Below are 24,499 nucleotides of genomic sequence, written 5' to 3'. Positions count from 1 at the left end.
GCCGGATGCGGCGGAGTCTCGGATGCAACGAGCCGAATGGAACGGTCGGGGACGGGCGACGACGGCGTTGTGCCTGCTCGTGGCTGCGGGCCTCGTCGCGTGGAGCGCGCCGGCGCGCGCGCAGTTCGATTTCTTCGGCCTGTTCGGCTCCGACGAGGAGCCGCCGGAGCCCAGCGCGGAGGCGCTGCCCTACGATCTCGACATCGTCGTCGAGGGCGAGGCCGACATCGAGGATTCCTTCGAGACCGTCTCCACGCTCTTCCGCCTGCGCGGCGACCCGCCGCCGGACGCGGAGGCGCTCGTGCGCCGGGCGCAGAGCGACCTCGTTCCCTTCATCGACGCGCTCTGGGGGCTCGGCTACTACAATGCGCGCGTGCGCATCGAGGTGGCGGGCGTGCCCCTGACGATCCGCGGCGAGAACGCGCAGGCGGCCGTCGCGGCCGCGCGGGGCTTTCGCGGCAGCGCGCTGGTGCCGGTGCGTGTGATGATCGAGCCCGGCGAGGTCTTCGCCATCCGCAGCCTGCGCGTGCTCGGCCCCGACGGCGCGCCGCTCGCGCTTCCCGAGGGCACCTACGCGCTGGAGCCCGGCGATGCGGCGGCGAGCGCCGACATCCTGGCGGCACAGGCCAACATCGTCGACTATTACCGCGCCGCCTCACGCCCGCTCGTCGAGATCGCGGCCGTCGACCCGGTGGTGATCCATCCCGAGGGCGTAATGGATCTCTCGATCACCGTCGCGCCGGGGCCCATCGCCGGCATCGGGCCGGTGGCTGTCAGCGGCAACGAGGGCGTGCCCGAATACGTCATCCGCTCCTTCATCTACACCGAGCCCGGCGATCCTTATTCGCCCGAGGCGCTCGCCTCCATCCGCCGCTCCATCGGCCAGATCGAGGCGATCTCCGCCGTGCGCGTGAACGAGGCGGACGCGCTGAACGAGAACGGCAACCTGCCGCTCGAGGTCGTCGTCTCCGAGCGCCTGCCGCGCCTCTTCGGCGTCTCGGCGAGCTACTCGACCTCGGACGGGCCGGCGGCGTCCATCTATTGGGCGCACCGCAACCTCTTCGGCGGCGCCGAGCGCCTGCGGCTCGAGGCCACCGCCCTCTACCTCACCCAGGACGGCGCCCGCTTCCGCAACACCGACGAGGAAGAGTGGTGGGACGACCTCGGCGGCAAGGTGTCGGCGAGCTTCATCAAGCCGGCTCTGTGGGGCACCCGCAACGATCTCCTGGCCGATGCGCTGGTGTCGCGCGACCGTACGGCGGGCTACGAGGCGGAGCTGTTCAACGTCACCGCCGGCATCCGCCACCGCTTCGCCGAGCGCGCCAACGTGCAGGTGGGCGTGCAATACGAGATCGGCCGCGGCACGGACGTGCTGGGCGAGTACGACTACACGCTCGTGGGCATCCCGATCGCGGGCGAGCTCGACATGACGGATTCGCGGCTCGACCCGCGCGAGGGCTACCGCCTGCGCGCCGGCGTCACGCCCTATCTCGAAGCCTTCGGCTCGACCGTCGGCTTCACCTATGCCGAGCTCGAGGCCTCCGCCTATTTCCCCCTCGACGCCCGCAAGCGCTACGTCATCGCCGGGCGCGTGGAGGTGGGCTCCATCGCGGGCGCGGAGCTCGGCGAGGTGCCGACGAACCGGCGCTTCTTCTCCGGCGGCGGCGGCTCGGTGCGCGGCTATGCCTATCGCAGCCTCGGTCCGCAGCTCGCCGGCGAGCCGATCGGCGGGCGCTCCCTGTTCGAGGCCTCGCTCGAGGCGCGCCTGCGGGTGACGGACACGATCGGCATCGTGCCGTTCGTCGACGCCGGCTCCTCCTTCCGCGAGAGCTATCCGAGCTTCGACGAGGAGCTGCGCTTCGCGGCGGGCATCGGCCTGCGCTACCACACGGCGATCGGACCCATTCGCGCCGACATCGCCTTCCCGCTCAACCCGGAGGACGGGGACGACGCGTTCGGCCTCTATCTCGGCATCGGGCAGGCCTTCTGATGACGCGCACCCGCACGTTCCTCCTCGCGCTCGCCGCGCTGGCTCTCGCCGGCGTCGCGGGCGTCCTCGCCACCTCCTCCTCGCGCGCACAGGAGGATCAGGGCGTCCTCGCCGGGCTGATCTCGAACCTGCTCTCCACGCCGACGCAGCAGATCTCCATCGGCGCGGTGGAGGGGGCGCTCTCCTCCGAGGCGACGATCCGCGACATCCGCATCTCGGACGAGGAGGGCGTGTGGCTCTCCCTCGACAGTGCGACGATCGACTGGAACCGCTCCGCGTTGGTGTTCCAGCGCCGGCTCGAGGTCAACGAGCTGACGCTCGGCACGCTCACCATCGAGCGCCTGCCCGCGGGCGAGGAGGCCGTCGACGAGGAGGACGTGGAGGACGGGCCGATCTTCCCCGAGCTGCCGCTCGAGGTGGACGTCGACCGCTTCGCCCTGGGCGAGCTGGTGCTCGGCGAGCCGGTGCTCGGCACCGCCGCCCGCCTCTCGGCGGAGGGCTCGGCGCGCATCGGCGATCCCGACGAGGGCATCACCCTCGACCTCTCGGCGGAGCGCCTCGATCAGCCCGGCGCCTTCTCGGCCGACATCGCCTACCAGCCGGCCGCGAACACGCTGGCGCTCGACGTCTCCCTCGACGAGCCGGCCGGCGGCCTCGTGGCACGCCTCGCCGACCTGCCCGGGCTGCCGCCGGTCATGCTCACGCTGCAGGGGGAGGGGCCGCTCGAGGACTTCGCGGCGAACCTCGATTTCGAGGCCGGCCCCACCATCGGCGCCGACGGTCGCGCGACGGTGCAGCGGGTCGACGGCGCCTACGCGCTCGATCTCGATCTCGCCGCGCAGATCGCCGGCCTCCTGCCGGAGGCGGTTGCGCCGATCTTCGAGGGCACGACGCAGCTCTCCGGCGACGTCGGCATCGGTGACGCCGGCCGCATCGGCCTCGACCAGGTGCGCCTCGCGTCGCGCGTGGCGGAGCTGACCGTCGGCGGCGCCATCGGACCCGAGGGCGCCCTCGACATTTCGGTCGAGGGGCGTGCGCTCCCGACCGAAGGCGGCGTCACGGAGGCCGGGCAGGCCCAGATCGGCGAGCTTTCCCTCGACGTCGACGTGAACGGCTCGATCGAGGCGCCTCGCGTGGACGGCGAGATCGTCGCGCGCGGCGTGGTCACGCCCGTCGTCTCCCTCGACAGCCTCGACCTGACGATCGATTCCGCCCCCGTCGGCACGGACGACCCGCCGACGCGCTTCTCCTTCGATCTCGACGCGGACGCGCAGGGCCTCGCCTTCGAGGACCCCGCGCTCCAGGACGCGATCGGGCCCTCGCTCTCCGTCGTCGCGCGCGGCGAGGTGAGCGCCGAGGGCGTCGCGGACGTGGAGACCGCGGCGATCGAGACGCAGACCGCCTCGACGACGTTCTCGGGACGCGTGGGCGCGAACGACCTGAACGGCACGCTCGACGCCGCGATCCCGGACCTTTCCGCCTTCTCGCGCCTCGCGGGGCTCGATCTCGCCGGCTCCGCCGACATCGAGGCCCGGCTCGTGGGCGATCCGTCCGCGCAGCAGATCACGGCGCAGCTCGACGGCACGCTCGAGGGCTTCGAGACCGGCAATCCCGCCATCGACGGCCTCGTCGGCGACACCGCCACGCTGTCGGGCACCGCTCAGCAGATCCCCGGCGGCTTCGCGCTGACGAACCTGATGCTCGACGGCGCCAACCTGATGCTGGTGGCGGACGGTCGCGCCACGGACGAGGACGCCGACCTCACCCTCGATCTCACGATCCCCATGCTGGCACCCCTCGACGAGCGGGTGAGCGCGGGCAGCGCGAGCGCGCAGGCGCGGCTCACGGGCTCGCTCGAGACGCCCAACGTCGCCGCGACCGTGTCGCTGCGCGACGTCGTCGCTCTCGATCGCCCCATCGAGCGCCTGGACCTGCGGGTCTCCGCCGCGGACGTGACGGGCGATCTCGACGCGCAGGTGGCGCTCTCCGGCTCGGTCGCGGGCGAGGCCGCCGAGGGCATGGCGCGCGTCCTGCGCACGCAGACGGGTGGAATTTCGCTCGAAGGGCTCGACCTGACGATCGGTTCCGTCGATCTCGCGGGCGACGTGACGATCGGCGATGCCGGCCTCGCCGCCGGCGAGATCAGCCTCGACGCCGGCGATCTCTCCGATCTCGCGCCGCTGCTGCTCACCGAGCTCGCCGGCGCTCTCGAGGCGGACGTCTCGCTCGCCGTCGAGGACGGAGGGCAGAACGCGGACGTCATGGCGGAGGGCTCGTCCCTGCGCTTCGGCGAGGTGGCGCTCTCCGACGTCTTCGTGGACCTGCGGGCGCAGGACCTCTTCCGCGCACCGGTGCTCGACGGGTCGGTGTCGGCGCAGGAGCTCGTCGCCGGCGGCCAGACATTCGAGAGCGTGCGCCTCGCCTTCGACGGCACGCCCGAGGCCACCGACTTCACCGCATCGGCCACGGCCCAGGGCTTCGACCTCGACGCCGCCGGGCGCGTGATCCCAGAGGACGGCGCGACGACGATCGCGCTCTCGCGCTTCGAGGCGACCCGCGACGGCCGCAGCGTGACGCTGGCGCAGGACGCCTCCGTCACCATCGCCGACGGCGCGGTCGCCATCGACGGCCTGCAGCTGCGCGCCGACGGGGGCCTCGTCGCGCTCGACGGGACGGTGGGCGAGACGCTCGATCTCGAGGCCCAGATCACGAGCCTGCCGCTCTCGGTGGCGGAGATCTTCGTCCCGGACCTCGGCATCGAAGGCGTGGTGAACGGCACGATCGACGTCGCCGGCACGCCCTCCGCGCCGGAGGGGACCTACGACGTGTCCGTCTCGGGCTTCTCCGTGCCGCAGCTGCGTCGCGCCGGCCTGCCGGGCGTCGAGGCGTCGGCGCAGGGCACGTTCACCCGCGAGCGCGCGAGCGTCGACGCCACCCTCGCGGTCGGCGGCGGCAACCTCTCCGTCGAGGGCTCCGTCCCGCTCGACCCGTCGGGCGAGATCGACCTCGACGTGTCGGCCTCCGCGCTCCCGCTGGCGCTCGCCCGCGCGGCGGCGCCCGATCTCGAGATTTCCGGTACGGCCTCGCTCAATGCCGATCTCGGCGGCACGATCGAGGCGCCCACCGGCTCCTACACGCTCCAGGTCGACAATCTGGCTCTGCCGCAGACGCGCGACGCCGGCATCGCGGCGATCGACGTCACGGCCTCGGGCCGCCTGACGGGCGAGCGCGCGACCATCGACGCCAGCGTCGCGGCGCCGCCTCTCGGCACGCTGTCCGTCGACGGCTCCGTGCCGCTCGACCCGTCGGGCACGATAGACATCGCGGTCAGCGGTCCGGTCACCCTCGATCCGCTCTCGCGCTTCCTCGATCCCGGCCAGCGCGTCGGCGGACAGGCGCAGGTCGATCTCGACATCGGCGGCACGTTCTCCGATCCGCAGATCACCGGCGGCGCGACGCTGTCCGGCGGCTCCTTCCGCGACGACCTGCGCGGCGTGACGCTCACCGGCATCTCCGGGCGCGTCAGCGCCGAGGGCGACACGGTGCGCATCGCCGATCTCACCGCGCAGACGCCCAACGGCGGCACGCTGTCGGTGGGCGGCACGGTCGGGCTCTCCGGCGGCTTCCCCGCGAACCTGACGATCACCGGGCGCAACGCCCAGCTCGTCAGCTCGGACCTGCTGACGGCGACGGCGGATCTCGACCTCGACGTCTCGGGCCCTCTCGCGACGACGCCGACGATCGCCGGCAGCGTCGATCTGCGCGAGCTCGACGTCGCCATCCCCGACAGCCTGCCGACGACGCTCGAGCCCCTGCCGGGCACCGAGCACGTCGCTCCGCCGCCCCAGGCCGCCGCGCGGCTCGCGCTCGCCCGCGAGCGCGCGGCGCGGGAGGCGGCGAATGCGGGCGCGCCCTTCGATGCCCGGCTCGACATCACGGTGAACGCGCTCAACCAGATCTTCGTGCGCGGGCGCGGCGTCAACGCCGAGCTCGGCGGGCAATTGCGCCTCACCGGCACGACGAGCGATCCGAACGCGGTGGGCGCCTTCGACCTGCGCCGCGGGCGCCTCGACATCCTCGGCCAGCGCCTCGACTTCACCCGCGGTCGCCTCACCTTCGCGGGCTCGCTGACGCCCTCGCTCGACCTGGTGGCGCAGACGCGGGCCGACGACATCACGGCGCAGATCGCCGTGCGCGGCCCCGCCAATGCGCCGCGCTTCGAGCTCTCCTCGACGCCGCAGCTGCCCGACGACGAGATCCTCTCGCGCATCCTGTTCGGGCGCGCGGCGGGCGGGCTCTCGGCGGCGCAGGCGCTGCAGCTCGCGCAGGGCGTCGCCAGCCTCGCGGGCGGCGGCGGCGGCGGGCTCTTCGAGGAGATCCGCAAGAGCCTGGGCGTCGACAGCCTCGACATCTCCGCGGGGGAGGGCGGCCCGACGGTGGGCGTCGGGCGCTACATCGCCGACAACGTGCGCCTGGGCATCCGCGCCGGCGCGCGGCCCGACGACACCGGCGTCTCCCTCGACATCGACCTCAGCGACCGCCTGCGCTTCCAGGGCGCTGTGGGCGCGGACGGTCGCTCGTCGGTGGGCATCGGCTACGAGATCGAGTACTGAGCGCACAGCCGTCGGTCGTCCGCGCCCTTGACCGCGACCCGAACGTCGAGGAATGTCCCCCCAAGCGATAACGCGACGGAGGGGGATCGCCATGGCGGACGGGATCGAGGAGGTCGAGGGCATCGGCCCGGCTTACGCGCAGACGCTGCGCGAGCACGGCATCAGGACGACGGACGCGTTCCTGGCCCGCGCCAAGGTTCGCAAGGGTCGCGCCGACCTCGCGGAGGCGACGGGGATCAGCACGAAGCTGATCCTCAAATGGGCGAACCATTGCGACCTGTTCCGCATCAAGGGTGTCGCCGGCCAGATGGCCGAGCTGCTCGAGGCCGCGGGCGTCGATACGGTGAAGGAGCTCGCCCGCCGCAATCCGGAGAACCTCGCCGCCGCGATGGCCGCCACCAACGAGGCGAAGAAGCTCGTCCGCTCGGTGCCGAGCGCCAAGGAGGTCGCGACATGGATCGAGGAAGCGAAGACGCTTCCTCCCATGATGACCTACTGACCGAGCCCGCGCCCGCGCGTCAGATCGCGTGGATCGCCGCGAGTGCCGCGTCCGCGACCTGGAGGCCCTCCGCGCGCGCCTTCTCGCGCAAGGCCAGGCGGCGCATGCCGGGGAGCCGCGCGCCGTCCTGACCCTCGATCATGGCCGCGAGCGCGGAGACGCGCGCGAGCGCGCCCTCGCCGCCCAGCGCCTGCGGGTCGAGGGCGAGGATCAGCTGGCCCGTGCCCGGGGGAGGGCCCTCGGCGTCGAGGAAGGAAGAGGCCTCCGCCGCGTAGTTCGCGCCGGTGATGCCGGCGGCCAGGAGCTCGACCATGAGCGCGAGCGCCGTGCCCTTGGCGTCGCCGAGCGGCAGCATCGTGCCCTCGAGCGCCGCCTCGGCGTCCGTCGTCGGGTTGCCGTCGACGTCGAGCGCCCAGCCCTCCGGGATCGGCTCGCCCTTCTGCTTGGCGGCGAGAATGTTGCCGCGCGCCACCTTCGAGAGCGAGAGATCGACGACGACGGGCGCACGCCCCGGCATCGGGCAGGCGAAGGCGATGGGATTCGTGCCGAAGACCGGCAGCTTGCCGCCCCAGGGCGCGATCGCGGCCGGCGTGTTGGCGAAGAGGAGGGCGACCAGTCCCTTCTCCGCCAGCGCCTCCACCGGATGCCCGGCCGCGCCGCAATGATGCGAGCGGCGGATCGCGGCGGCGGCGACACCCTGCGCCTGCGCGATCTCGGGGAGCTCGTCGGCGACGAGGGCGAGCGCCGGATAGGCGAAGCCGTGGGCCGCATCGACGGCGAGCACGCCGGGCTTCGGCCGCGCGGCGGTCGGGGTCGCGTGCCCGTCGACCTTGCCCGCCTTCGCCTGCGCCGCGTAGGTCGCAACGCGCGAGAGGCCGTGCCCTTTCAGCCCGTCGGCTTCGGCCGCGACGAGGGCGCGGGCGACGTGGGCGGCGTTCTCCGGCGAGGTATTCGCCCGCACGAGCGCGGCGGCGATCTCGGCCTCGGCCTCGGCGATGGTCAGGACCGGCATCGGATCAGGCTCCTTCGAGGCAGCGGCGGACGTTCTCGGCGGTGACGGCCGAGACGCGCACGTTCGATTCGACGCTGACCCCGGCGATGTGCGGCGTCAGGACGAGGTTCGGGCAGCCGGCGAAGACCCCGCCCTTCTCGGCCGCGAGGGGCTCCGTCTCGAACACGTCGAGCGCGGCGCCGCCCAGGCGGCCCTCCTTCAAGGCGGCGGCGAGGGCGGGCTCGTCGACGACACCGCCGCGGGCGGCGTTGATCAGGATCGCGTCGCGCTTGCACAGCGCGAGCGCCGCCGCGTCGACGAGGTTTCGCGTCGCGTCGGTGAGCGGGACGTGGAGCGACACCACGTCGGCTTCGGCGAGCAGCGCCTCGAGCTCGCGCTTGGCGACGCGCCCCCAGGGCTGCGACCAGGCGGCGTCGCCCTCCGGCACGAAGGGGTCGTAGGCGACGATCGTCATGCCGAGCGCCGCCGCGCGCTTGCCCGTCTCGCGCGCGATGGAGCCGAAGCCGACGAGGCCCATCGTCTTGCCGTAGACCTCACGGCCCATCAGCCGGTTGCGCGGCCAGGCGCCGGCGATCACCTCGTCGGTGGCGGTGTAGGCGCCGCGCAAGAGCATCATCGCCGTGCCGATGACGTATTCCGCGACGCCGATGTCGTTGGCGCCGGTGGCGGGGAAGACCTTCACGGCCCGCGCCTCGCAGGCCGGGACGTCGATATTGTCGAGGCCCACCCCGAGACGCCCCACGCAGACGAGGGCGTCCGCCGCCTCGAGCAGCGCGCCGCGGACCTGCGTGCGGTTGCGCACGATCAGCGCGCGCGCGCCCGTCACCGCCGCCGCGAGGTCGCCGGGGCGATCGACGAGGCCCGGATCGTAGAGGACGTCGAAGCCCGACAGCGAGGCGGCGATCGCGGCCTCGTCCATGAACTCGCTGACGACGATGTCTGCCATGGCCGTGATCTCTTGCTTCACAGGACGAGGAGCGCGCCCGCGGCGAGCGCGAGGATGACGAGGGTCGTGCCCGTCACGGTGGCGATGTGGCGCCAGCCGAGCCGGGCGATGGCCGAGAGCGAGGTGCCGAGCCCCAGCGCGCCGATGGCGATCAGGAGACCCCAGGTGGACGCCAGGATGGCGATTTCGCGCAGGGGGTCGTACACCGGTTGCAGGGCCGGTGCATAGGCCATCGCGGTGTTGAGGAGGCACAGGCCCAGGAACACGAAGGCGAAGACCGGCGCCGGCACCTTCGCGTTCTCGGCGTGCCCGCCGGCGCGCGCGAACCACCAGCCGATGATCAGCACCACCGGCAGGAGGAGGAAGACGCGAAACAGCTTCACCACGACCGCGGTGTTGCCGGCGGTCTCCGAGACGGCGTAGCCGGCGCCCACGACCTGCGCGACGTCGTGGATCGTGGCGCCGATAAGGACGCCCGTCGTCTGGTGGTCGAAGCCGAGCAGCGCCCCCAGCGGCGGGTAGGCGATCATGGCGAGCGTCGAGAGCGCGTTGACCGCCACGACGACGAAGGCGACGTCCGCCTCCTTGCCCTTGTAGCTCGGCAGCACCGTCGTCGTCGCGAGCGCCGCGGAGGCGCCGCACACGGCGGTGGCCGCGCCCGCGAGCGCGCCGTATTCCGCGCGCTGGCCGAACACCCGGGCGAGGGCGAAGCCCGCGAGGATCGTCGCCGCCATGGCGAGGATCACCATCAGCGCGACGCCGAGGCCGAGCGCCACGATGTCCCCGAGCGCGATGCGAAGCCCGAGCAGCGCGACGGCCCAGCGCAGCAGCGTCTTCACGCAGAAGGTCAGCCCCGGCTGGAAGATCGGCGCGGCGGCCGGCTTGTTGAGCGCGATGCCGATGACGAGCGCGAGCACCATCGCGGGGATGGGGAAGACGAGCGCCACCGCCGGCGCCGCGAGCGTCGCCACGACCGCGACGGCGGCGGCGAACAGGATGCCGGGCACGAGACGGCGGGTCGTCGAGCCGCTCGGCAGGAAGGTGGGGGCGTTCATGCGCGCTCTTCTGGTTCGATGCGGCGGCAGCCTCGCATGACGCGCGTGCCGCTCTTCTCCTTCCCCTACAGGGAAGGAGGAGGGGAGGGTGCGCGTCGCGCCTCGGCTCGCCGAAGCGCGACGCGCATGCCTCGTCACGCCGAGCGGTACAGCTTCGTCATGACGAACTCGCGGTGGCCGAGCGCCTCCGCGGCGGTGAGGCGGCCGTTGGCGGTGCGCACCACCATGTCGATGAGCGCGTCGCCGGCTTCCGGGATCGTCATGTCGCGACGCAGAACGCCGGACACGTCGACGTCCACGTGCTCGGACATCGTGCGCACGGTGCGCGGATTGCCCGTGATCTTCACCACCGGGACGATCGGGTTGCCGATGACGTTGCCCTGGCCCGTGGGAAAGGTGTGGACCACGTAGCCTGCCGCCGCCATCAGGGTGACGCACTCCGCGGCGGCCGAGGACGTATCCATGAAGTAGAGTCCCGGGCCCTTGGCGGGCGCCTCGGCGGGCTCGAGCACGTCGATGTACGTGCACTCGCGGCCGATCTTCTCGAGATTGCCGAGCGCCTTCTCCTCGATAGTGGTCAGGCCGCCGGCGATGTTGCCCTTGGTCGGCTGGCTCTCGGAGAGATCCGACGTCTTGAAGGGCTCGATCACCTCGTCCATGTACGCCTGCCAGGTCGCCATGAACTTCTCGCCGACCTCGGGGCTCGCCGCGCGGGCCTTGCAGAGGTGCTCGGCGCCGGTGATCTCGGAGGTCTCGCCGAACACGCCGGTCAGCCCGAGCGGGATCAGCTTGTCGTACATGTTGCCCACCGTGGGGCAGGAGGCGAGGCCCGTCGTCGTGTCGCTCTCGCCGCACTTCGTCGAGACCCACAGGTCCTTGATCGGGCAGGTCTCGCGCTGCAGCTCGGACGCCCATTGCAGGTAGTCCTTGGCGACGCGGGAGGCCTTGGCGATCGTCATGATGTCGCCGGTGCCCTCGATGCCGAAGCCCGTGACCGGCTTGCCCGTCTTGGCGATGCCGTCGACGACGCGCTGGGTCCAGCCGTCCTCGATGCCGATCACCACGACCGCCGCGACGTTCGGGTTCGAGCCGATGCCGATCAGCGTGCGGAAATGCAGGTCGAGGTCCTCGCCGAACTGCAGGCGTCCGTAGGCGTGGGGGAGGGCGAGCGTGCCCTTGATGTTGTTCGCCACCGCCTCGCAGGCGGCGTTGGACAGGTCGTCGAGGGGGAGCAGGACGACGTGGTTGCGCACGCCGACGCGGCCGTTCTCGCGACGCCAGCCCATGAACTCGAGGTTCGAATATTGCATCGTCATGGGATCGTCCTCACCAGCGCTTGGTCTTGACGTTGTGGACGTGGACGTGCTCGCCGACGCCGATCGGCTTCACGGCCTTGCCGATGTCCTGGCCGTACTTCCAGATCGTGTCGCCCTCGGCGATGTCCTTGAGCGCGATCTTGTGGCCGATGGGGACGTCCATCTTGGCATTGAGGTGGAAGGAGGAATTGTCCTCCGTCACGACGCACAGCATCTCGGTGCCGGCCTTCAGGTCCTCCACGACGACGACACCGACGGTGTCCTTCTTGTCGTGCACGAGGAGATGCGGGATCCCCATGGCTTCCTCTTCTCGGGTCAGGTGGCGGTGCAGGTCTTGTATAAGACATAAGATGGAGGGTCAAGACACGCCGCGCCGTGCGCGAAGCCTTGGCGGGGCGCGATTTCGCATCCAGTCTTGCATAAGACAACAGATAGAAAAACGTTTGACTCGGGGAGCCTGCCGCGCTCTCCTCTCGGTCAACCGCCCCGCCAGAGGGCGGATCGGGACAATCTCATCCCCACCGGAGAGGATACGCTGCAATGATCCGCAAGACACCCTTCCTCGCCGCGCCCCTCGTGGCGGCGACGCTCGGCGCCGCCATCGCTGCAACGCCGGCGCTCGCCTTCCCCGACAAGGACGTGGACTACATCATCCCGTTCTCGCCCGGCGGCGAGTCGGACATCGCCGCGCGCCTGCAGCAGCCGGTCTTCGCCGATGAATACGACCATCAGCTCATCGTGAAGTACCAGGCCGGCGCCGGCGGCGCGCAGGCATGGTCGCAGCTCAATTCGATGCCGGCCGACGGCCACACGATCATGGGCATCAACCTGCCCCACGTGATCCTGCAGCCGATGATGAGCTCGCCCGGCTACGAGACGGCGGACCTCACCCCGGTCTACTGGTTCCACTACACGCCCGACGCGATCATCGTGAAGGCGGACAGCCAGTTCCAGACGCTCGAGGACCTCGTGACCTTCGCCGAGGCCAATCCCGGCCTCGTCACCTTCTCCGGTTCGGGCTCGAACTCCGCCAATAGTCTCGCCAAGTCGCGCTTCGACGCGCTCGCCGGCGTGACGACGACCTACGTGCCCTTCTCCGGCACCGGCCCGTCGGTGACGGCGCTGCTCGGCGACCAGGTCACCGCGTCGTGGGGCTATTCCACGGTGGCCGCCGCGCAGGGCGACCAGGTGCGCATGCTCGCCGTCGCCTCCGAGGAGCGCCTGCCGCTCTTCCCCGACGTGCCGACCTTCCAGGAACTCGGCTACGACATGACGGGTGGCGCCTATCGCGGCGTCGCGGTCCCCAAGGACACGCCCGAGGAGACGCGCCAGGCGGTCTCCGACGCGTTCCAGGCGATGAACAACCAGCCCGCCATGCGCAAGGCCATGGACGACGGCGCCTTCGTCGTCATCGACGTGCCCTATTCCGACATGGAGAGCTTCATGTCCGAGCGGCGCGCCGAGATCGAGGAGGCGGCGAAGGCGTCGAACTGACGTCGGCGTACGCCAGCCGAGCCGTCCCGATACCCGGCACGTCGCGCGAGATCGCGCGGGCGTGCCGGGTCCCGCATCCCGCCGACGGCGCGCGACGAGCCGCCCCGGCGCACCGGATCGCGCGCTCATGGACCTCCTTCAATACCTCGCCCAGGCGCTCACGCCCTTCAACCTGCTCCTCGCCTTCGGCGGCGTGCTGCTCGGCACGCTGATCGGCGCGCTGCCGGGGCTCTCCGCGACGATGGCGGTGGCGGTGCTCGTGCCCTTCACCTTCGCCATGCCGCCGGCCTCGGGCCTGATCGCGCTCGGCGCCATCTATACGGGTGCGATCTACGGGGGCGCCTTCGCGGCGATCCTGGTGAACACGCCCGGCACCCCGTCCGCGATCGCCACGACCTTCGACGGCTTTCCCATGGCCAAGCGCGGGGACGGCAATCTCGCCGTGACGCTGGCGACGCTCGCCTCGGTCGTGGGCGGGATCGTGGGGGCGCTGGCGCTGCTCTTCCTGTCGCCGCCTCTCTCGAAGGTGGCGCTCGCCTTCGGGCCGCCGGAATATTTCTGGCTCGCGATCTTCGGCCTGACGCTGATCTCGGCGCTCTCGCAGGGGGATACGCTCAAGGGCATCCTGGGCGCCTCCTTCGGCCTCTTCCTGGCGACGGTGGGCGTCGCGGTGGTGGGCGGGGACGTGCGCTACACGCTCGACCAGCCGATGCTGGTGGGCGGCTTCGACGTCATCGCGGCCTTGATCGGGCTCTACTGCATCCCCGTCGTCATCGACCTCGTGGCACGGCCCGATCCGCACCTGAAGGTCTCCGTCCAGGCGGGCGGCTACCGGCTGGCGGAGGCGCTGCGGCTGTGCGTCGCGAACTGGTTCAACCTCGTGCGTTCCTCGGTCATCGGCACGGTGGTGGGCATCCTGCCGGGTGCGGGCGGCTCCATCGCCTCCCTCGTCTCGTATTCGGAGGCGCGGCGCTCCTCGCGTCATCCCGAGCGCTTCGGCAAGGGCGAGCCCGGCGGCATCCTCGCCACCGAGAGCGCCAACAACGCCACCGTCGGCGGCGGCTTCATCCCCACCCTCGTGCTCGGCATCCCCGGCACGCCCCCGGACGCCGTCATCCTCGGCGCGCTGCTGGTGCAGGGCATCCGCACCGGGCCCGGCCTGTTCACGGGGCAGGGCGACATCGTCTTCACCTTCATCTTCGGGCTTCTGATCGCCACGATCCTGATGCTGCCGACGGGCCTCTTCGTCGGGCGCTACGCCTACCAGGCCATCGTCTCGATCCCCAAGGCGGTGCTGGTTCCCACCGTCGCCTTCCTCACCATCATCGGCTCGTTCGCGATCCACAACTCGATCACGGACGTCTACACGATGCTCGGGCTCGGCTTAATCGGCTGGATCCTGGCGCGCTACGGCTTCCAGCCCTCGCCCATCGTGCTCGGCGTGATCCTGGGGCCGATCGCGGAGCAGGGCTTCGTCCAGGCCTGGCTCATCGGCAACGCGCAGGGCAACGTGCTCGGCATGTTCTTCGGCCGCCCGATCAGCCTCGCCATCGCGGCGCTCGCGGCGCTGACCCTGTTCTACCCGGTCCTGATGGATACCCTGAAGGCGCGCCGTGCGCGCCGCGCCGACGGCGCGAAGAAGGAGCCGATCGATGCGGACTGAGCCGACCACGCCGGGCGCGCGCTCGAGAGGCGATCTCGGCACGATCGTCCTGTGCGTCCTCTTCGTGGCGCTGGGGATCTGGATGCTCGCAGGCTCCATGGCGATGAGCCCGCTCGGCGCGGTCTTCCCGCGGGTGATCGCGGGCGTGATGATCGCGAGCGCGCTCGCGATCCTCGCCCTGCGCGCGCTCGGCCGCGCGAGCCCGCCCGCGGCGGTGGAGACGGGCTCGACGCCGCGCCGCCTCCTCCTGTGCCTCGCCCTCGTGGCGTGGGCCGGGCTGATGCCGCGGCTGGGCTTCTTCACGACCTCGATCGTGGGGTTCCTCGCCGTGCTGGCCATCGCCGAGTACGATCGCTGGACGCCCAAGCGCACCGCCGCCTACGTCGCCGCCGCGCTCGCGATGGTGGGCGGCTTCTACCTCCTCTTCGTGGAGGTGCTGCTCGTGCCGGTGCCGCGGGGGGTGCTGTTCTGAGCGTTCAGCGCTCGCTCGATCGGCGCGCGGCGACCCATTCAGTGACAGCGGCGCGCAAGATTTCCGAGCGCGAGACGTGCTGCTCGGCTGCGATCTCCTCCACGGCGCGAAGGACGTCTTCCGGCAGGCGCAGGCTCACGAGCGGGTCGCGCCCCGTCGCAGGTCGCCCGCGCTTTCTTTTTTGGTGCACCCCTATTGCATCGGACATAATTTCGGTGTACCCAAACTATAGACCCGTCGACGCGGAGCCGATCGCATGCCGCGAGCCGTTGATAGCACGAACACGCGCGTGAGGCGGCTCTCCGCGATCCTCTCGGACGCACGCGATTGCCACCGCGCGCTCTGGGCGATCGTCACCCCTGCGGAGAAAGCCTCACTGGCGGCCGCGGACGACATGCGCCTGCGCCGGGAGTACGCGGCGCTCGACGAGGCTCAGGTCGCGCTCCTCAGAGCCTGCGACGCGCTCGCACGAACGCTGATCAGGCTTCCCGGCGAGACGCGCGACGACCTCGCGCTCAAGGTCGCGGCCCTGAAGGATCAGCTCGACCCGGAGCTGTTCGCCGAGGACGCCGAGGATCGCGATCGGCTCGTCGCGACGCTGCTCGAGGAAGCGTGCCGCTAGCGTGCCGGATCGGGCGGTGGCATGGAATACACGCAACCGCTTGTCCTCTCCTCACTCTTCTATAAGATAGCTGATCGAAGAGCAGAGGACGGGTGTGGTCATGATCGAGCGCGGGGCGGCGCAGGATGCGCTGGGATATCGCCCGCTCTATCGGCAGGTGCGGGACGTGCTCGTCAAGCGCATCTCCGACGGCGTCTGGCAGGCGGGCGCGGCGATCCCGAGCGAGCCGGAGCTCGCGGCCGATCTCGGCGTTTCGCAGGGCACCGTGCGCAAGGCGCTCGACGCCATGGCGGCGGAGCGGCTCGTGGTGCGCCGGCAGGGCAGGGGCACCTACGTCGCGCGCCACGACGACGCGCGCATCCTGTTCCAGTTCTTCAAGCTCGTGCCCGACGACGGACCGGCGCGCTTCCCCACGAGCCGCTTCCTCTCGGTGGGCTCGGGCCGCGCCGACGCCGCCGAGGCGTCGCGGCTCTCCCTCGCGCGCGGTGCGCGCGTGACCCGCCTCGAGCGCGTGCGGGCGCTCGACGGCGAGGTCTGCGTGCACGAGCGCATCGTCGTCGAGAAGGCGCGCTTCGCCGATCTCGAGAAGCGCGAGCTGCCCAACAATCTCTACGAGATGTACGCGACCTCCTACGGCGTCCCCGTCGCCCGCGCCGTGGAGCGGCTGAAGGCGATGGGCGCCCCCGCCGGGATCGCGGCGGCGCTCGGCGTCGCGGAGGGCGCCCCGCTCCTCCAGGTCGACCGCGTCGCCACAGCCATCGACGGCGCGCCGGTGGAATGGCGCCTGTCGCTGTGCCGGACGGACAGGGTGCACTACGCGTCCGACCTGCGCTGAACGCGGAAGCGGGCGGCGAAGCCTCCCGGCCGCGCCGCCCGCGTGTCGCCCGTCGGGCCCCCCGGCCCCCGGTGTCGTCGTCGGTGTTCCTGTCCGAATTCGTCAGAGACGGTAGCGGATCTGGTCGGTCCAGAAGCGCTCGAGCCGCGTCAGCGCCGTGTTGAGGCGCACGAAGTCCTCGTCCGAGATGCCGCCGATGGGCGCGATGGTGCGCGAGTGCTTCTCGTAGAGCGCGTGCACGATGTCGTGCACCTCCTTGCCGCTCTCGGTGAGCGAGATGCGCACCGCGCGGCGGTCGACGCGCGAGCGGGCGTGGTGGAGATAGCCCATCTCGACGAGCTTCTTGACGTTGTAGGAGACGTTCGAGCCCAGATAGTAGCCGCGGGTGCGCAGCTCGCTCGCGGTCAGCTCCTTGTCGCCGATATTGTAGAGGAGCAGGGCCTGGACCGAGTTGACGTCGTCGCGACCGCGACGCTCGAACTCGTCCTTGATCACGTCGAGGAGGCGCCGGTGCAGGCGCTCGACGAGGTGGAGCGCCTCCAGGTAGGCGGGCTTCACGGGGGCCTCGGCGTCCTCCTGGGACACGGGCTCGACGATGGACTTCGCCAGAGTGTTCATCATGCGCCTCACTGTTTTTCTGTACTGGCCGGCTTCCCGGCTCGTTCATGAGGCGAAACTAGGTTGCTCCGATAAAAACGAGTTTAAACGACAGGATGAACGACAAGTTTCCGCTTTCAGGCCAATCCCAGAAAGATACGCCGATATTCATCTGAAAAGGCGCGAGGCCTTGTGAGATCTAGGCGACATCTCATTAACCCTTACCCGTCTTCACCGGATGCGAGGTACGAGATCAGGAGATAGGTAACCATCAGCGCACAATAGGCCACCGCGAGGGTGAGGCTGACGGGGACGACGCCCGGAAAGAAGAGGGCCAGGATGAGGTGGCTCATCACGGCGAGCAGCCACAGGACCCCACCCCAGGTGGCCGTGAGCCACAGGCCGACGGCGGCGATGGGGTCGATCACCGCGAAATAGACGACGGTGGCCTGGAAGCCGAGCGAGCGGTCCTGGAAGGGCGGCGCCACGTCGCCGGCACCGACGATCACCGCCCAGAAGGACAGGCCCTTGGCGATCCACAGGAGCGCCATCAGGCGCATGAACCAGGTCAGCACCGTCTGCCAGCGCAGCCCCGCCTTCGACGAGGGCTCCGAGAGCCGCAGCGCCGCGTCCGCCGGCGAGGGCTCGGGGCTCCTGTCCTCGGCGGGCGCGCCCCGGCGCCGGAAGGGCCACATCAGACGGCGAGCTCGTGCTCGCCGAGCGGCGCGAAATAGGCCTCGATCATCGCGGGCGTGACGTCCTCCAGCCGATCGGGCTTCCAGCGCGGTGCGTGGTCCTTGTCGATGAGCACAGCGCGCACGCCTTCATAGAAGTCCTCGCCGTCGAGGATGCGCGAGACGATGCGGTATTCCATGCGCATCGCCTCCTCGAAGGAGAGGCCAGCCCCGCGGTGCATCTGCTCGAAGGCGATCTTCTGGGAGGTGGGCGACTTGCCGCGGATCTGCGCGAGGATCGTCTCTGCCGGGGCGTCGCCCTCGCCCGCCATGCGCGTGAGCGCCGCGACGATCTCTTCCACCGAGCTCTCGCCGAAGCAGGCGTCGATCGTCGCCGCGATCGTCTCGATGGGCGCGGGGCCGGGATCGTGGCGATGGCGCGACAGCAGCGCGTCGACGTCCTCCCCCGCGATCAGGCCTTCGCGGATCTCGGGCATGGCGCTCGCGCCCACCGCGTGCGTGGCGAGGCCCATGGCGAGCTGGTCCGCCGGCCCCAGCCGCGCGCCGGTGAGCGCGAGGTAGAGCCCGGTCTTGCCGGGCAGGCGCGGCAGCGCGTGGCTCGCGCCCACGTCCGGGAAGAAGCCGATGCCGACCTCCGGCATGGCGAAGAGCGCCCGCTCGCCCACGACCCGGTGCGAGCCGTGCAGCGCGACGCCCACGCCCCCGCCCATGACGATGCCCTCGATCAGCGCGACATAGGGCTTCGGATAGCGCGCGATGAGCGCGTTCAGCTCGTATTCCTCGCGCCAGAAGGTCTGCGCCTCCTCCCGCCGCCCGGCCTTGCCGGCCTCGACGAGGCGGCGGATGTCCCCGCCCGCGCAGAACGCCTTCTCGCCCGCGCCCTCGATGACGATTCGCGTCACCGCGGGATCGTGCTCCCACGCGTCGAGGGCGGCGCGCATGGCGCGCACGGCGTCGAGCGTGAGCGCGTTGAGCGCCTTGGGCCGGTCGAGCGTGATCAGGCCGGCGGCGCCTTCGATGCGGCAACGGGCGTCTTGGCTGTCGGTCATGGCAGGCGCTCCTGTCGAGGACGGGTTTAGGCGGGCGGGGGAGGGGGCGTCAACGCCGGGGGCGGCACGGGCCGGTGGGTGGAGGGATGCTTCGTGTTGCACCGCGACGCCGATGCACGCTAACGCTCGCGCACATCGACGTCCCGGGAGGCCAACGTGCTCTGGCGCACACCGATCCAGCTCGACAAAACGAAGGCTTGATCCCGCATGGACCCGCTCGTCCTCGCCGCGATCCTCTTCGCGGCCTTCCTGCATGCGGCGTGGAACGCGCTCGTGAAGGCGAACGTCGATCGCTTCACGATGATGCTGATGATCGCGGGCGTCCAGACCGCGATCGCCCTCGTGATCCTCCCCTTCGTGCCGCTGCCTGCGGCGGAGGCGTGGCCCTGGCTCGTGCTCACCGCGATCCCGCACACGACCTACAAGGTGTTCCTCGCGCGCGCCTACGACACGGGCGAGCTCGCGCGGGTCTACCCGATCATGCGCGGGCTCACCCTCGCGCTGGTCACGGGCGCGTCCGTGGGTCTCCTCGGCGAGAGCGTGGCGCCGCTCGGGCTCGTCGGGATCGGGGTGATCGGCGCGGGCGTCGTCGTTCTCTCGGGGCCGAAAGCCGGCGCCCTCGTCGGGCTGCGGACAGCCACCCTCGCGATCACGCTGGGCGCCGCGGCGAGCGCGGCCGCCTACACGATCGTCGACGGGATCGGCGTGCGGCTCGCGGGGGAGGTCGCCTCCTTCGCGGCCTGGATGTTCGTGCTCGACGGGCTCGGCATGATCCTCTTCGCCGGCGTGACGCGCGGGCGCGCGGCGTTCTCCGCGACGATCCCGCATTGGCGGGTCGGGCTCGTCGCCGGCTCGATCGCGTTCACCTGCTACTGGATCGCGCTGTGGGCGCTCGCGAATGCGCCGATCGCCCTCGTCGCCGCTCTGCGCGAGACGAGCATCCTCTTCGCGCTCGCGCTCGCCCGCCTGCGCCTGCGCGAGCGGCTCGACCGGGCGAAGCTCTCCGGCGCCGGCGCCGCGCTCGCCGGCATCCTCTTGATCCGCATGGCGTGAGCGGGGAAGAGGCGGCCGCCCGGTGCGGATCGAAAACAATTTCTTCGAGGAAGGGTTGCAATCGAAATGCCCACATGATCTCCTGCCCGCATGAGCTGCATTGATCGACAAGTGCACCTTAAAGTGACGCTAGGTAATCTTCGCGGCGGGTTACTAAGCAGCCGAAAAAAGTAATCGCAAGCTCTGCGAAGATGAAATTATCAAGAGAAGATGAAATTATGAAACAGAAAAATGGGTACGCTGCCGCAGTCGTCTTCATCGAAGGAACACTGATGGGATCCGGAGAGCGTGTTGTCACAGCTTCTCGTCGCCTCGGACTTGAACCGATTTTGATTGCATCCAACCTTGCTCCGTATGAATATCAGGGCACGTGTACAAAATGTATCGAGTGCGATACGAAGAATTATGCGCACGTTTCGGACATTGTGAATCAGTTGACTGGCTATTTTCATATAAAAGGAATCGGTACCACAAGTGACTTCGGCTTAGAAGTAGCGCAGATCGAGGCTAAGAATCGCGGATTACCCGCCCCAGATGGCGTCGCGCTGGCTGCCTGCCGATCAAAAGCCGAAACACGAAGACTGCTGCCAGAAATTTCGCCTGGAAACTACGTGTTGAATTCACCCGAGGACATCGATCCAATAAAACATTTGCTGAGTTTCCCGCTCATTGTAAAGCCTGACAGTCTAAATGGAGCGACGGGAGTCGCGAGTTGTGCCTCAATAGAGGAGTGTAAAAATCATGTAGGCAATCTCTTTGAGCTGCTGAAACACTTAGGTACTCAAAGACCCACAGTGTTGCTGGAAAGTATAATTCCGGGAAGAGAATATTCTGTCGAGTGTTTTGATGGAGTTGCTATTGGAGTAACTCAGGTGCAGATGAAGATCGATTCTTTTGTCGAAATCGGGCATCTTTTCCCTGCTCCACTACGCGGTGAAGACGAATCAATGCTGAGGGGCTACGCCGAGCAAGCTCTTCTCGCAACGGGTCTGACGTGGGGGGCTGCGCATGTTCAATTCAGGTTGGAAGATGGCCAAGCCGGGCTGATAGAAATCAATCCAAGATTGGGCGGCGGGCATGTGCCTTCGATCGTTGAGCACGCCAGCGGAGTTCGCCTCGAGGAGGCGTACGTAAGAAAGATCTGTCGACTGCCCTTAGGAGACTGCCTTGAGCCGACGAAGCATGACTTCAGCGCCGTACACTTCCGAACTGTGAACGAGCAGGCTGTCCTCCGACGGATCAGTTTGGACCGCGCTCTGAAAAGCGAAGGTTGCGTTTACGCGGGCCATCGCGGCGGCGTGAACACGACATGGTCTCCACGCGGGTCGAACCATGATCGCGTCGCATGCGCAATCGCCATCTCAACTGAAGCAGCAGAGGCGGAACGGCGAGCTTATGCAGCTGCTTCCGTGATAGATCTGGAATGGGAAAGATAACGCATGTCGACCGATGTTGCGCTCATATACGGTGGTCGGTCAGTCGAGCACGACTGGTCGGTAGCTATGCTTGAGAACACCATGCACACCGTGAAAAACAACAGAACGCATGATTTTTCTATTCGCAAGGTGCTATATATAAGCCTTGACGGGGAGCTTGTAATCTATGATGTCGATGGGAATTTTTCGCACGAGGATATATTAAGAGATGGAGAAAGAACGAATATCCAAAAAATTGGAGAAATATTAACAAGTCTCGATTGTTTCGTATTCTCACTCCTGCAGGGTCGTGATGGAGAGGATGGCACGATCCAAGGCGTAGGTGCCTTATTGGAGGTGCCGTCGAGTTTCGGCTCAATTGCAGGGGCTGCTATGTCGCAGGACAAGGCGTTGATGTCGGAACTTGCTGCTGCCGTTTGCAAGGATTTGAAGAAGATACCTTACCTGCGTCTTCCGACGTCGTCGCCTGAGGGAGTCGTCCAAGCGATCAACGAGCGCTTTGGTTCAGGCGAGATCGTCGTAAAGCCGAATTCGCTCGGGGGATCGTTTTGTACTCGCCGCTTCCTTGCTTCCGATCATCGTTTGATTGCAGAGCATGTTCGCACAACGTCCTATTTCGACAGATTTTGTTTGGGGCAACAGATGATTCATGGAAAGGAAGTCGCTTGTGGTGTGATCGTGCAGAATGGCGAGCCAACAGCTCTCCCTCCCGCTTGGATCAGGACAGAGCACGGCTTCTTGGGATCTGAAGAAAAGAAAAGGACCAACGGATTCGCAGTAGATTTTGAACTGGAAGATTGCTTCGCTCTTCGGCTTAGAAATATAGCTGAAAAAGTAGCACGATCATCTAGAGTTGATAATTTCTGTAGAATGGATTTTATCATTGACGATGAAGGCCAAATATTTTTCTTAGAGAACAACATACTTCCAGGTCTAACGAGGGGGAATATATTCCCGCAGATGTTGCAGCAAGTAGGTATGTCTATATCCGATCTGATAAAAATCTGTATCTGTAACCAAAAGGATGTTCAGGCACAAGCTCCTTACCGGGTGAGTAATGATGGATCTTGAGTTTGTCGGCGCAGGTGCTGGGCTGATTGCATCGTTCTGCTGGGCTCTTGCATCGCTTTTTTCCACCAAGGTCGTCATGCGCCTTGGAACCCTTCGTTTCAGCCTATTCAGAGTGTCTTTCGGAGCTTTGATTCTCGCTCCGATCGCTATATCGTTCGGCGAAGTACGCACGATGGGTCGAGAGATGTTCCTCTTGATCGCTGCTTCGTCAATCGTCGGTATCGTGGTCGGGGAGGTCTGTTTATATGCAGCGCTTCGTCGCCTCGGCCCGCATCTGACGCTCGTCCTTTTCTCATTGAATATTCCTTGGACTTTTGTAGGCGAGAAGGTGCTTTCTGCGCAGTCGATAATGCCGCTAGAAGCTGCCGCAGTTGCCTGCAGTTGCGTTGGTCTGATGGTCTGTGTGGCGTGCAGGACGCACCAGTCGACCGAGCAGCCTGCAAACGGTTTCCGAGCGGGACTTGCCTTTGGGACGATTGCATCTGTGTGTCATGCAGTCGGTTTGCATCTACTGGCGGGCGCGTTGACGACGGCTACTGATCCATTGGTGGCGAGCGCGCTGAGGGCCGGTATAGCAGCTTTGGTTCTTGGTATCGTCATCGGGGCGGTCCGTGGACGAGAAGTGCTGTCGTTCAGGCCGATCGTCAGCGAAAAAGGGATTGGCCGCCCATTTTTATTGAGCGCATTTCTCTCGTCCGCGGCTGGATTATTATTCGCTACGACATCCGTCGCGCTCGCGTCTCCCGCTGTTGCTGCCGCATCGACCTCTCTTTCGCCTCTGCTGGTCCTTCCGCTCCTGACGCTCGTGCGTCACGAGGCCATCTCATCTGGGGCATATATTGGTGGGGGTCTAAGCGTCGGCGGTTTGGTTGCGCTCGCCGCGTTGAGATGAGTCTCGCCCCGTATCCGGGACCTTGCGCATGGCGTTCGGGCGCTCGCATGCTAGACGTGTTCCAAACGATAGCGTCGGCGTCCCCCTCATCCCCCGCCGGCGTGGAGACGCCTGACATGTCGAGCCTCACCCCCTTCCAGCGTCCCTCTTCCCGCGCCGAGGAGGCCGGGGCCGCCGCCGCGCAGGACCTGGCGGGCCGGCTCGACCTGCGCCAGCGCCCCCGGCGCAACCGCAAGGCCGATTGGTCGCGCCGGCTCGTGCGCGAGAATACGCTGACCGTCGACGACCTGATCTGGCCGATCTTCCTCACCGACGGGACGGGGGTGCGCGAGGGCGTGCAGTCGATGCCGGACGTGCAGCGCCTGTCGGTGGACGAGGCGGTGGCGGACGCCGAGCGTGCGGCGGCCCTGGGCATCCCGGCGCTGGCGCTGTTCCCCAACACCGATCCGGGCCTTCGCGACGATGTCGGCTCGGAGGCGCTCAACCCGGAAAACCTGGTGTGCCGCGCCTCCGCGGCCATCAAGAAGGCGGTGCCCGGCATCGGCCTCGTCACGGACGTGGCGCTCGACCCCTACACCTCGCACGGGCACGACGGGCTCATGGCCGGCGAGATGATCCTCAACGACGAGACGGTCGAGACGCTGGCGCGCCAGGCGGTGCTGCAGGCGCAGGCCGGATCGGACGTGATCGCGCCCTCCGACATGATGGACGGGCGCGTCGGCGCGATCCGAGAGGCGCTCGACGCCGCGGGCTTCGCCGAGGTGCAGATCATGGCCTATGCCGCGAAATACGCCTCCGCCTTCTACGGGCCCTTCCGCGACGCGGTGGGCACCTCGAAGACGCTCGTCGGCGACAAGCGCACCTACCAGATGGACCCGGCCAATGCCCGCGAGGCCCTGCGCGAGGTCGCCCTCGATCTCGAGGAGGGCGCGGACATGGTCATGGTCAAGCCCGGCATGCCCTATCTCGACATCTGCGCCAAGGTGAAGGACGCCTTCGGCGTGCCGACCTTCGCCTACCAGGTGTCGGGCGAGTACGCGATGATCTGCGCCGCCGCGCGCAACGGCTGGCTCGACGGGGAGCGCGCCATGCTCGAGAGCCTGATGGCGTTCAAGCGCGCGGGCTGCGACGGGGTGCTGACCTATTTCGCGCCGCGGGTCGCCGAGATCCTGTCGCGGCGCTGAGGCTC

22 protein-coding genes are annotated in these 24,499 nt (G+C 68.4%); 13 read left to right on the top strand and 9 right to left on the bottom strand.

What is annotated here, in order from left to right; translation table 11 throughout:
- The first annotated feature begins 22 nt into the window (after nucleotides 1–22).
- The 3 genes from IEX89_RS13205 (at nucleotide 23) to IEX89_RS13195 (ending at nucleotide 7,102) form a co-directional block, all read left to right on the top strand.
- Nucleotides 23–1,990 (top strand): autotransporter assembly complex protein TamA, encoded by a 1,968-nt coding sequence (locus IEX89_RS13205; protein ID WP_188913704.1) that lies wholly within the window; start codon nucleotides 23–25, stop codon nucleotides 1,988–1,990.
- A complete protein-coding gene (locus tag IEX89_RS13200) occupies nucleotides 1,990–6,603 on the top strand; it encodes a translocation/assembly module TamB domain-containing protein (protein ID WP_188913702.1) in 4,614 nt (1,537 codons plus the stop codon). Before IEX89_RS13205 ends, IEX89_RS13200 begins: the two co-directional genes overlap by 1 nt.
- A 91-nt stretch (nucleotides 6,604–6,694) precedes the next feature.
- Nucleotides 6,695–7,102: a DUF4332 domain-containing protein gene (locus IEX89_RS13195; RefSeq protein ID WP_188913701.1), complete on the top strand. Its 408-nt coding sequence runs from the start codon at nucleotides 6,695–6,697 to the stop codon at nucleotides 7,100–7,102.
- A gap of 19 nt (nucleotides 7,103–7,121) precedes the next feature.
- On the opposite strand, the gene IEX89_RS13190 is transcribed toward IEX89_RS13195, so the two are convergent.
- From IEX89_RS13190 to IEX89_RS13170, 5 genes are all read right to left on the bottom strand, one after another.
- On the bottom strand, nucleotides 7,122–8,114 hold the full coding sequence (locus IEX89_RS13190) for an Ldh family oxidoreductase (protein ID WP_188913700.1): 993 nt from the start codon (nucleotides 8,112–8,114) through the stop codon (nucleotides 7,122–7,124).
- Nucleotides 8,115–8,118: 4 nt separating this feature from the next.
- Complete coding sequence (locus IEX89_RS13185) at nucleotides 8,119–9,060, bottom strand: hydroxyacid dehydrogenase (protein WP_188913699.1); 942 nt, start codon at nucleotides 9,058–9,060, stop codon at nucleotides 8,119–8,121.
- 17 nt (nucleotides 9,061–9,077) lie between these two features.
- Nucleotides 9,078–10,115: a YeiH family protein gene (locus tag IEX89_RS13180; protein WP_188913698.1), complete on the bottom strand. Its 1,038-nt coding sequence runs from the start codon at nucleotides 10,113–10,115 to the stop codon at nucleotides 9,078–9,080.
- Nucleotides 10,116–10,249: 134 nt separating this feature from the next.
- Nucleotides 10,250–11,431: a UxaA family hydrolase gene (locus tag IEX89_RS13175; RefSeq protein ID WP_188913697.1), complete on the bottom strand. Its 1,182-nt coding sequence runs from the start codon at nucleotides 11,429–11,431 to the stop codon at nucleotides 10,250–10,252.
- A gap of 10 nt (nucleotides 11,432–11,441) precedes the next feature.
- Complete coding sequence (locus IEX89_RS13170; RefSeq protein ID WP_188913696.1) at nucleotides 11,442–11,729, bottom strand: UxaA family hydrolase; 288 nt, start codon at nucleotides 11,727–11,729, stop codon at nucleotides 11,442–11,444.
- 242 nt (nucleotides 11,730–11,971) lie between these two features.
- Between IEX89_RS13170 and IEX89_RS13165 the strand changes: the two genes are divergently transcribed.
- The 3 genes from IEX89_RS13165 to IEX89_RS13155 all read left to right on the top strand — a co-directional run bounded on the left by IEX89_RS13165 (nucleotide 11,972) and on the right by IEX89_RS13155 (nucleotide 15,060).
- The gene (locus tag IEX89_RS13165) at nucleotides 11,972–12,925 is read left to right on the top strand and encodes a tripartite tricarboxylate transporter substrate binding protein (protein ID WP_188913695.1); all 954 of its coding nucleotides are present in this window, start codon (nucleotides 11,972–11,974) and stop codon (nucleotides 12,923–12,925) included.
- A gap of 127 nt (nucleotides 12,926–13,052) precedes the next feature.
- Nucleotides 13,053–14,588 (top strand): tripartite tricarboxylate transporter permease, encoded by a 1,536-nt coding sequence (locus IEX89_RS13160; RefSeq protein ID WP_188913694.1) that lies wholly within the window; start codon nucleotides 13,053–13,055, stop codon nucleotides 14,586–14,588.
- Nucleotides 14,578–15,060 carry a tripartite tricarboxylate transporter TctB family protein gene (locus IEX89_RS13155; RefSeq protein WP_188913693.1) on the top strand — a complete coding sequence of 161 codons (483 nt, stop codon included), beginning with the start codon at nucleotides 14,578–14,580 and terminating at the stop codon, nucleotides 15,058–15,060. The genes IEX89_RS13160 and IEX89_RS13155 overlap by 11 nt, the downstream gene beginning before the upstream one ends.
- Before the next feature lie 4 nt (nucleotides 15,061–15,064).
- On the opposite strand, the gene IEX89_RS13150 is transcribed toward IEX89_RS13155, so the two are convergent.
- Nucleotides 15,065–15,199, bottom strand: a complete 135-nt coding sequence (locus IEX89_RS13150) for a ribbon-helix-helix protein, CopG family (RefSeq protein WP_188913692.1) — start codon at nucleotides 15,197–15,199, stop codon at nucleotides 15,065–15,067.
- Nucleotides 15,200–15,349: 150 nt separating this feature from the next.
- On the opposite strand from IEX89_RS13150, the gene IEX89_RS13145 reads away from it, so the two are divergent.
- A complete protein-coding gene (locus tag IEX89_RS13145) occupies nucleotides 15,350–15,682 on the top strand; it encodes a hypothetical protein (RefSeq protein WP_188913691.1) in 333 nt (110 codons plus the stop codon).
- A 100-nt stretch (nucleotides 15,683–15,782) separates the two neighbouring features.
- Nucleotides 15,783–16,517 carry a GntR family transcriptional regulator gene (locus IEX89_RS13140; protein WP_188913690.1) on the top strand — a complete coding sequence of 245 codons (735 nt, stop codon included), beginning with the start codon at nucleotides 15,783–15,785 and terminating at the stop codon, nucleotides 16,515–16,517.
- 102 nt (nucleotides 16,518–16,619) lie between these two features.
- Here the strand turns inward: IEX89_RS13140 and ldtR are convergent, their stop codons facing one another.
- The 3 genes from ldtR to IEX89_RS13125 all read right to left on the bottom strand — a co-directional run bounded on the left by ldtR (nucleotide 16,620) and on the right by IEX89_RS13125 (nucleotide 18,858).
- Nucleotides 16,620–17,135, bottom strand: coding sequence for a transcriptional regulator LdtR (gene ldtR, locus IEX89_RS13135; RefSeq protein WP_188913816.1), 516 nt, complete (start codon nucleotides 17,133–17,135; stop codon nucleotides 16,620–16,622).
- A gap of 200 nt (nucleotides 17,136–17,335) precedes the next feature.
- Entirely contained in the window at nucleotides 17,336–17,809 is a 474-nt protein-coding gene (locus tag IEX89_RS13130; protein ID WP_244645367.1) for a DUF6163 family protein, read from the bottom strand.
- Nucleotides 17,809–18,858, bottom strand: a complete 1,050-nt coding sequence (locus IEX89_RS13125) for an enoyl-CoA hydratase/isomerase family protein (protein WP_188913687.1) — start codon at nucleotides 18,856–18,858, stop codon at nucleotides 17,809–17,811. The genes IEX89_RS13130 and IEX89_RS13125 overlap by 1 nt, the downstream gene beginning before the upstream one ends.
- Nucleotides 18,859–19,065: 207 nt before the next feature.
- Between IEX89_RS13125 and IEX89_RS13120 the strand changes: the two genes are divergently transcribed.
- From IEX89_RS13120 to hemB, 5 genes are all read left to right on the top strand, one after another.
- Nucleotides 19,066–19,911: an EamA family transporter gene (locus IEX89_RS13120; protein ID WP_188913685.1), complete on the top strand. Its 846-nt coding sequence runs from the start codon at nucleotides 19,066–19,068 to the stop codon at nucleotides 19,909–19,911.
- Nucleotides 19,912–20,102: 191 nt separating this feature from the next.
- Nucleotides 20,103–21,347, top strand: coding sequence for an ATP-grasp domain-containing protein (locus tag IEX89_RS13115; protein ID WP_188913683.1), 1,245 nt, complete (start codon nucleotides 20,103–20,105; stop codon nucleotides 21,345–21,347).
- Nucleotides 21,348–21,350: 3 nt separating this feature from the next.
- Nucleotides 21,351–22,418 (top strand): D-alanine--D-alanine ligase family protein, encoded by a 1,068-nt coding sequence (locus IEX89_RS13110; RefSeq protein WP_188913681.1) that lies wholly within the window; start codon nucleotides 21,351–21,353, stop codon nucleotides 22,416–22,418.
- A complete protein-coding gene (locus tag IEX89_RS13105; RefSeq protein ID WP_188913679.1) occupies nucleotides 22,408–23,310 on the top strand; it encodes an EamA family transporter in 903 nt (300 codons plus the stop codon). The genes IEX89_RS13110 and IEX89_RS13105 overlap by 11 nt, the downstream gene beginning before the upstream one ends.
- Nucleotides 23,311–23,426: 116 nt before the next feature.
- Nucleotides 23,427–24,494, top strand: coding sequence for a porphobilinogen synthase (hemB, locus tag IEX89_RS13100; protein ID WP_188913677.1), 1,068 nt, complete (start codon nucleotides 23,427–23,429; stop codon nucleotides 24,492–24,494).
- Nucleotides 24,495–24,499: the final 5 nt, after the last annotated feature.

Source organism: Salinarimonas ramus (genome assembly GCF_014645695.1).
GTDB classification, from domain to species: Bacteria; Pseudomonadota; Alphaproteobacteria; order Rhizobiales; family Beijerinckiaceae; genus Salinarimonas; species Salinarimonas ramus.
This window is presented reverse-complemented; position numbering and strand designations above follow the sequence as displayed.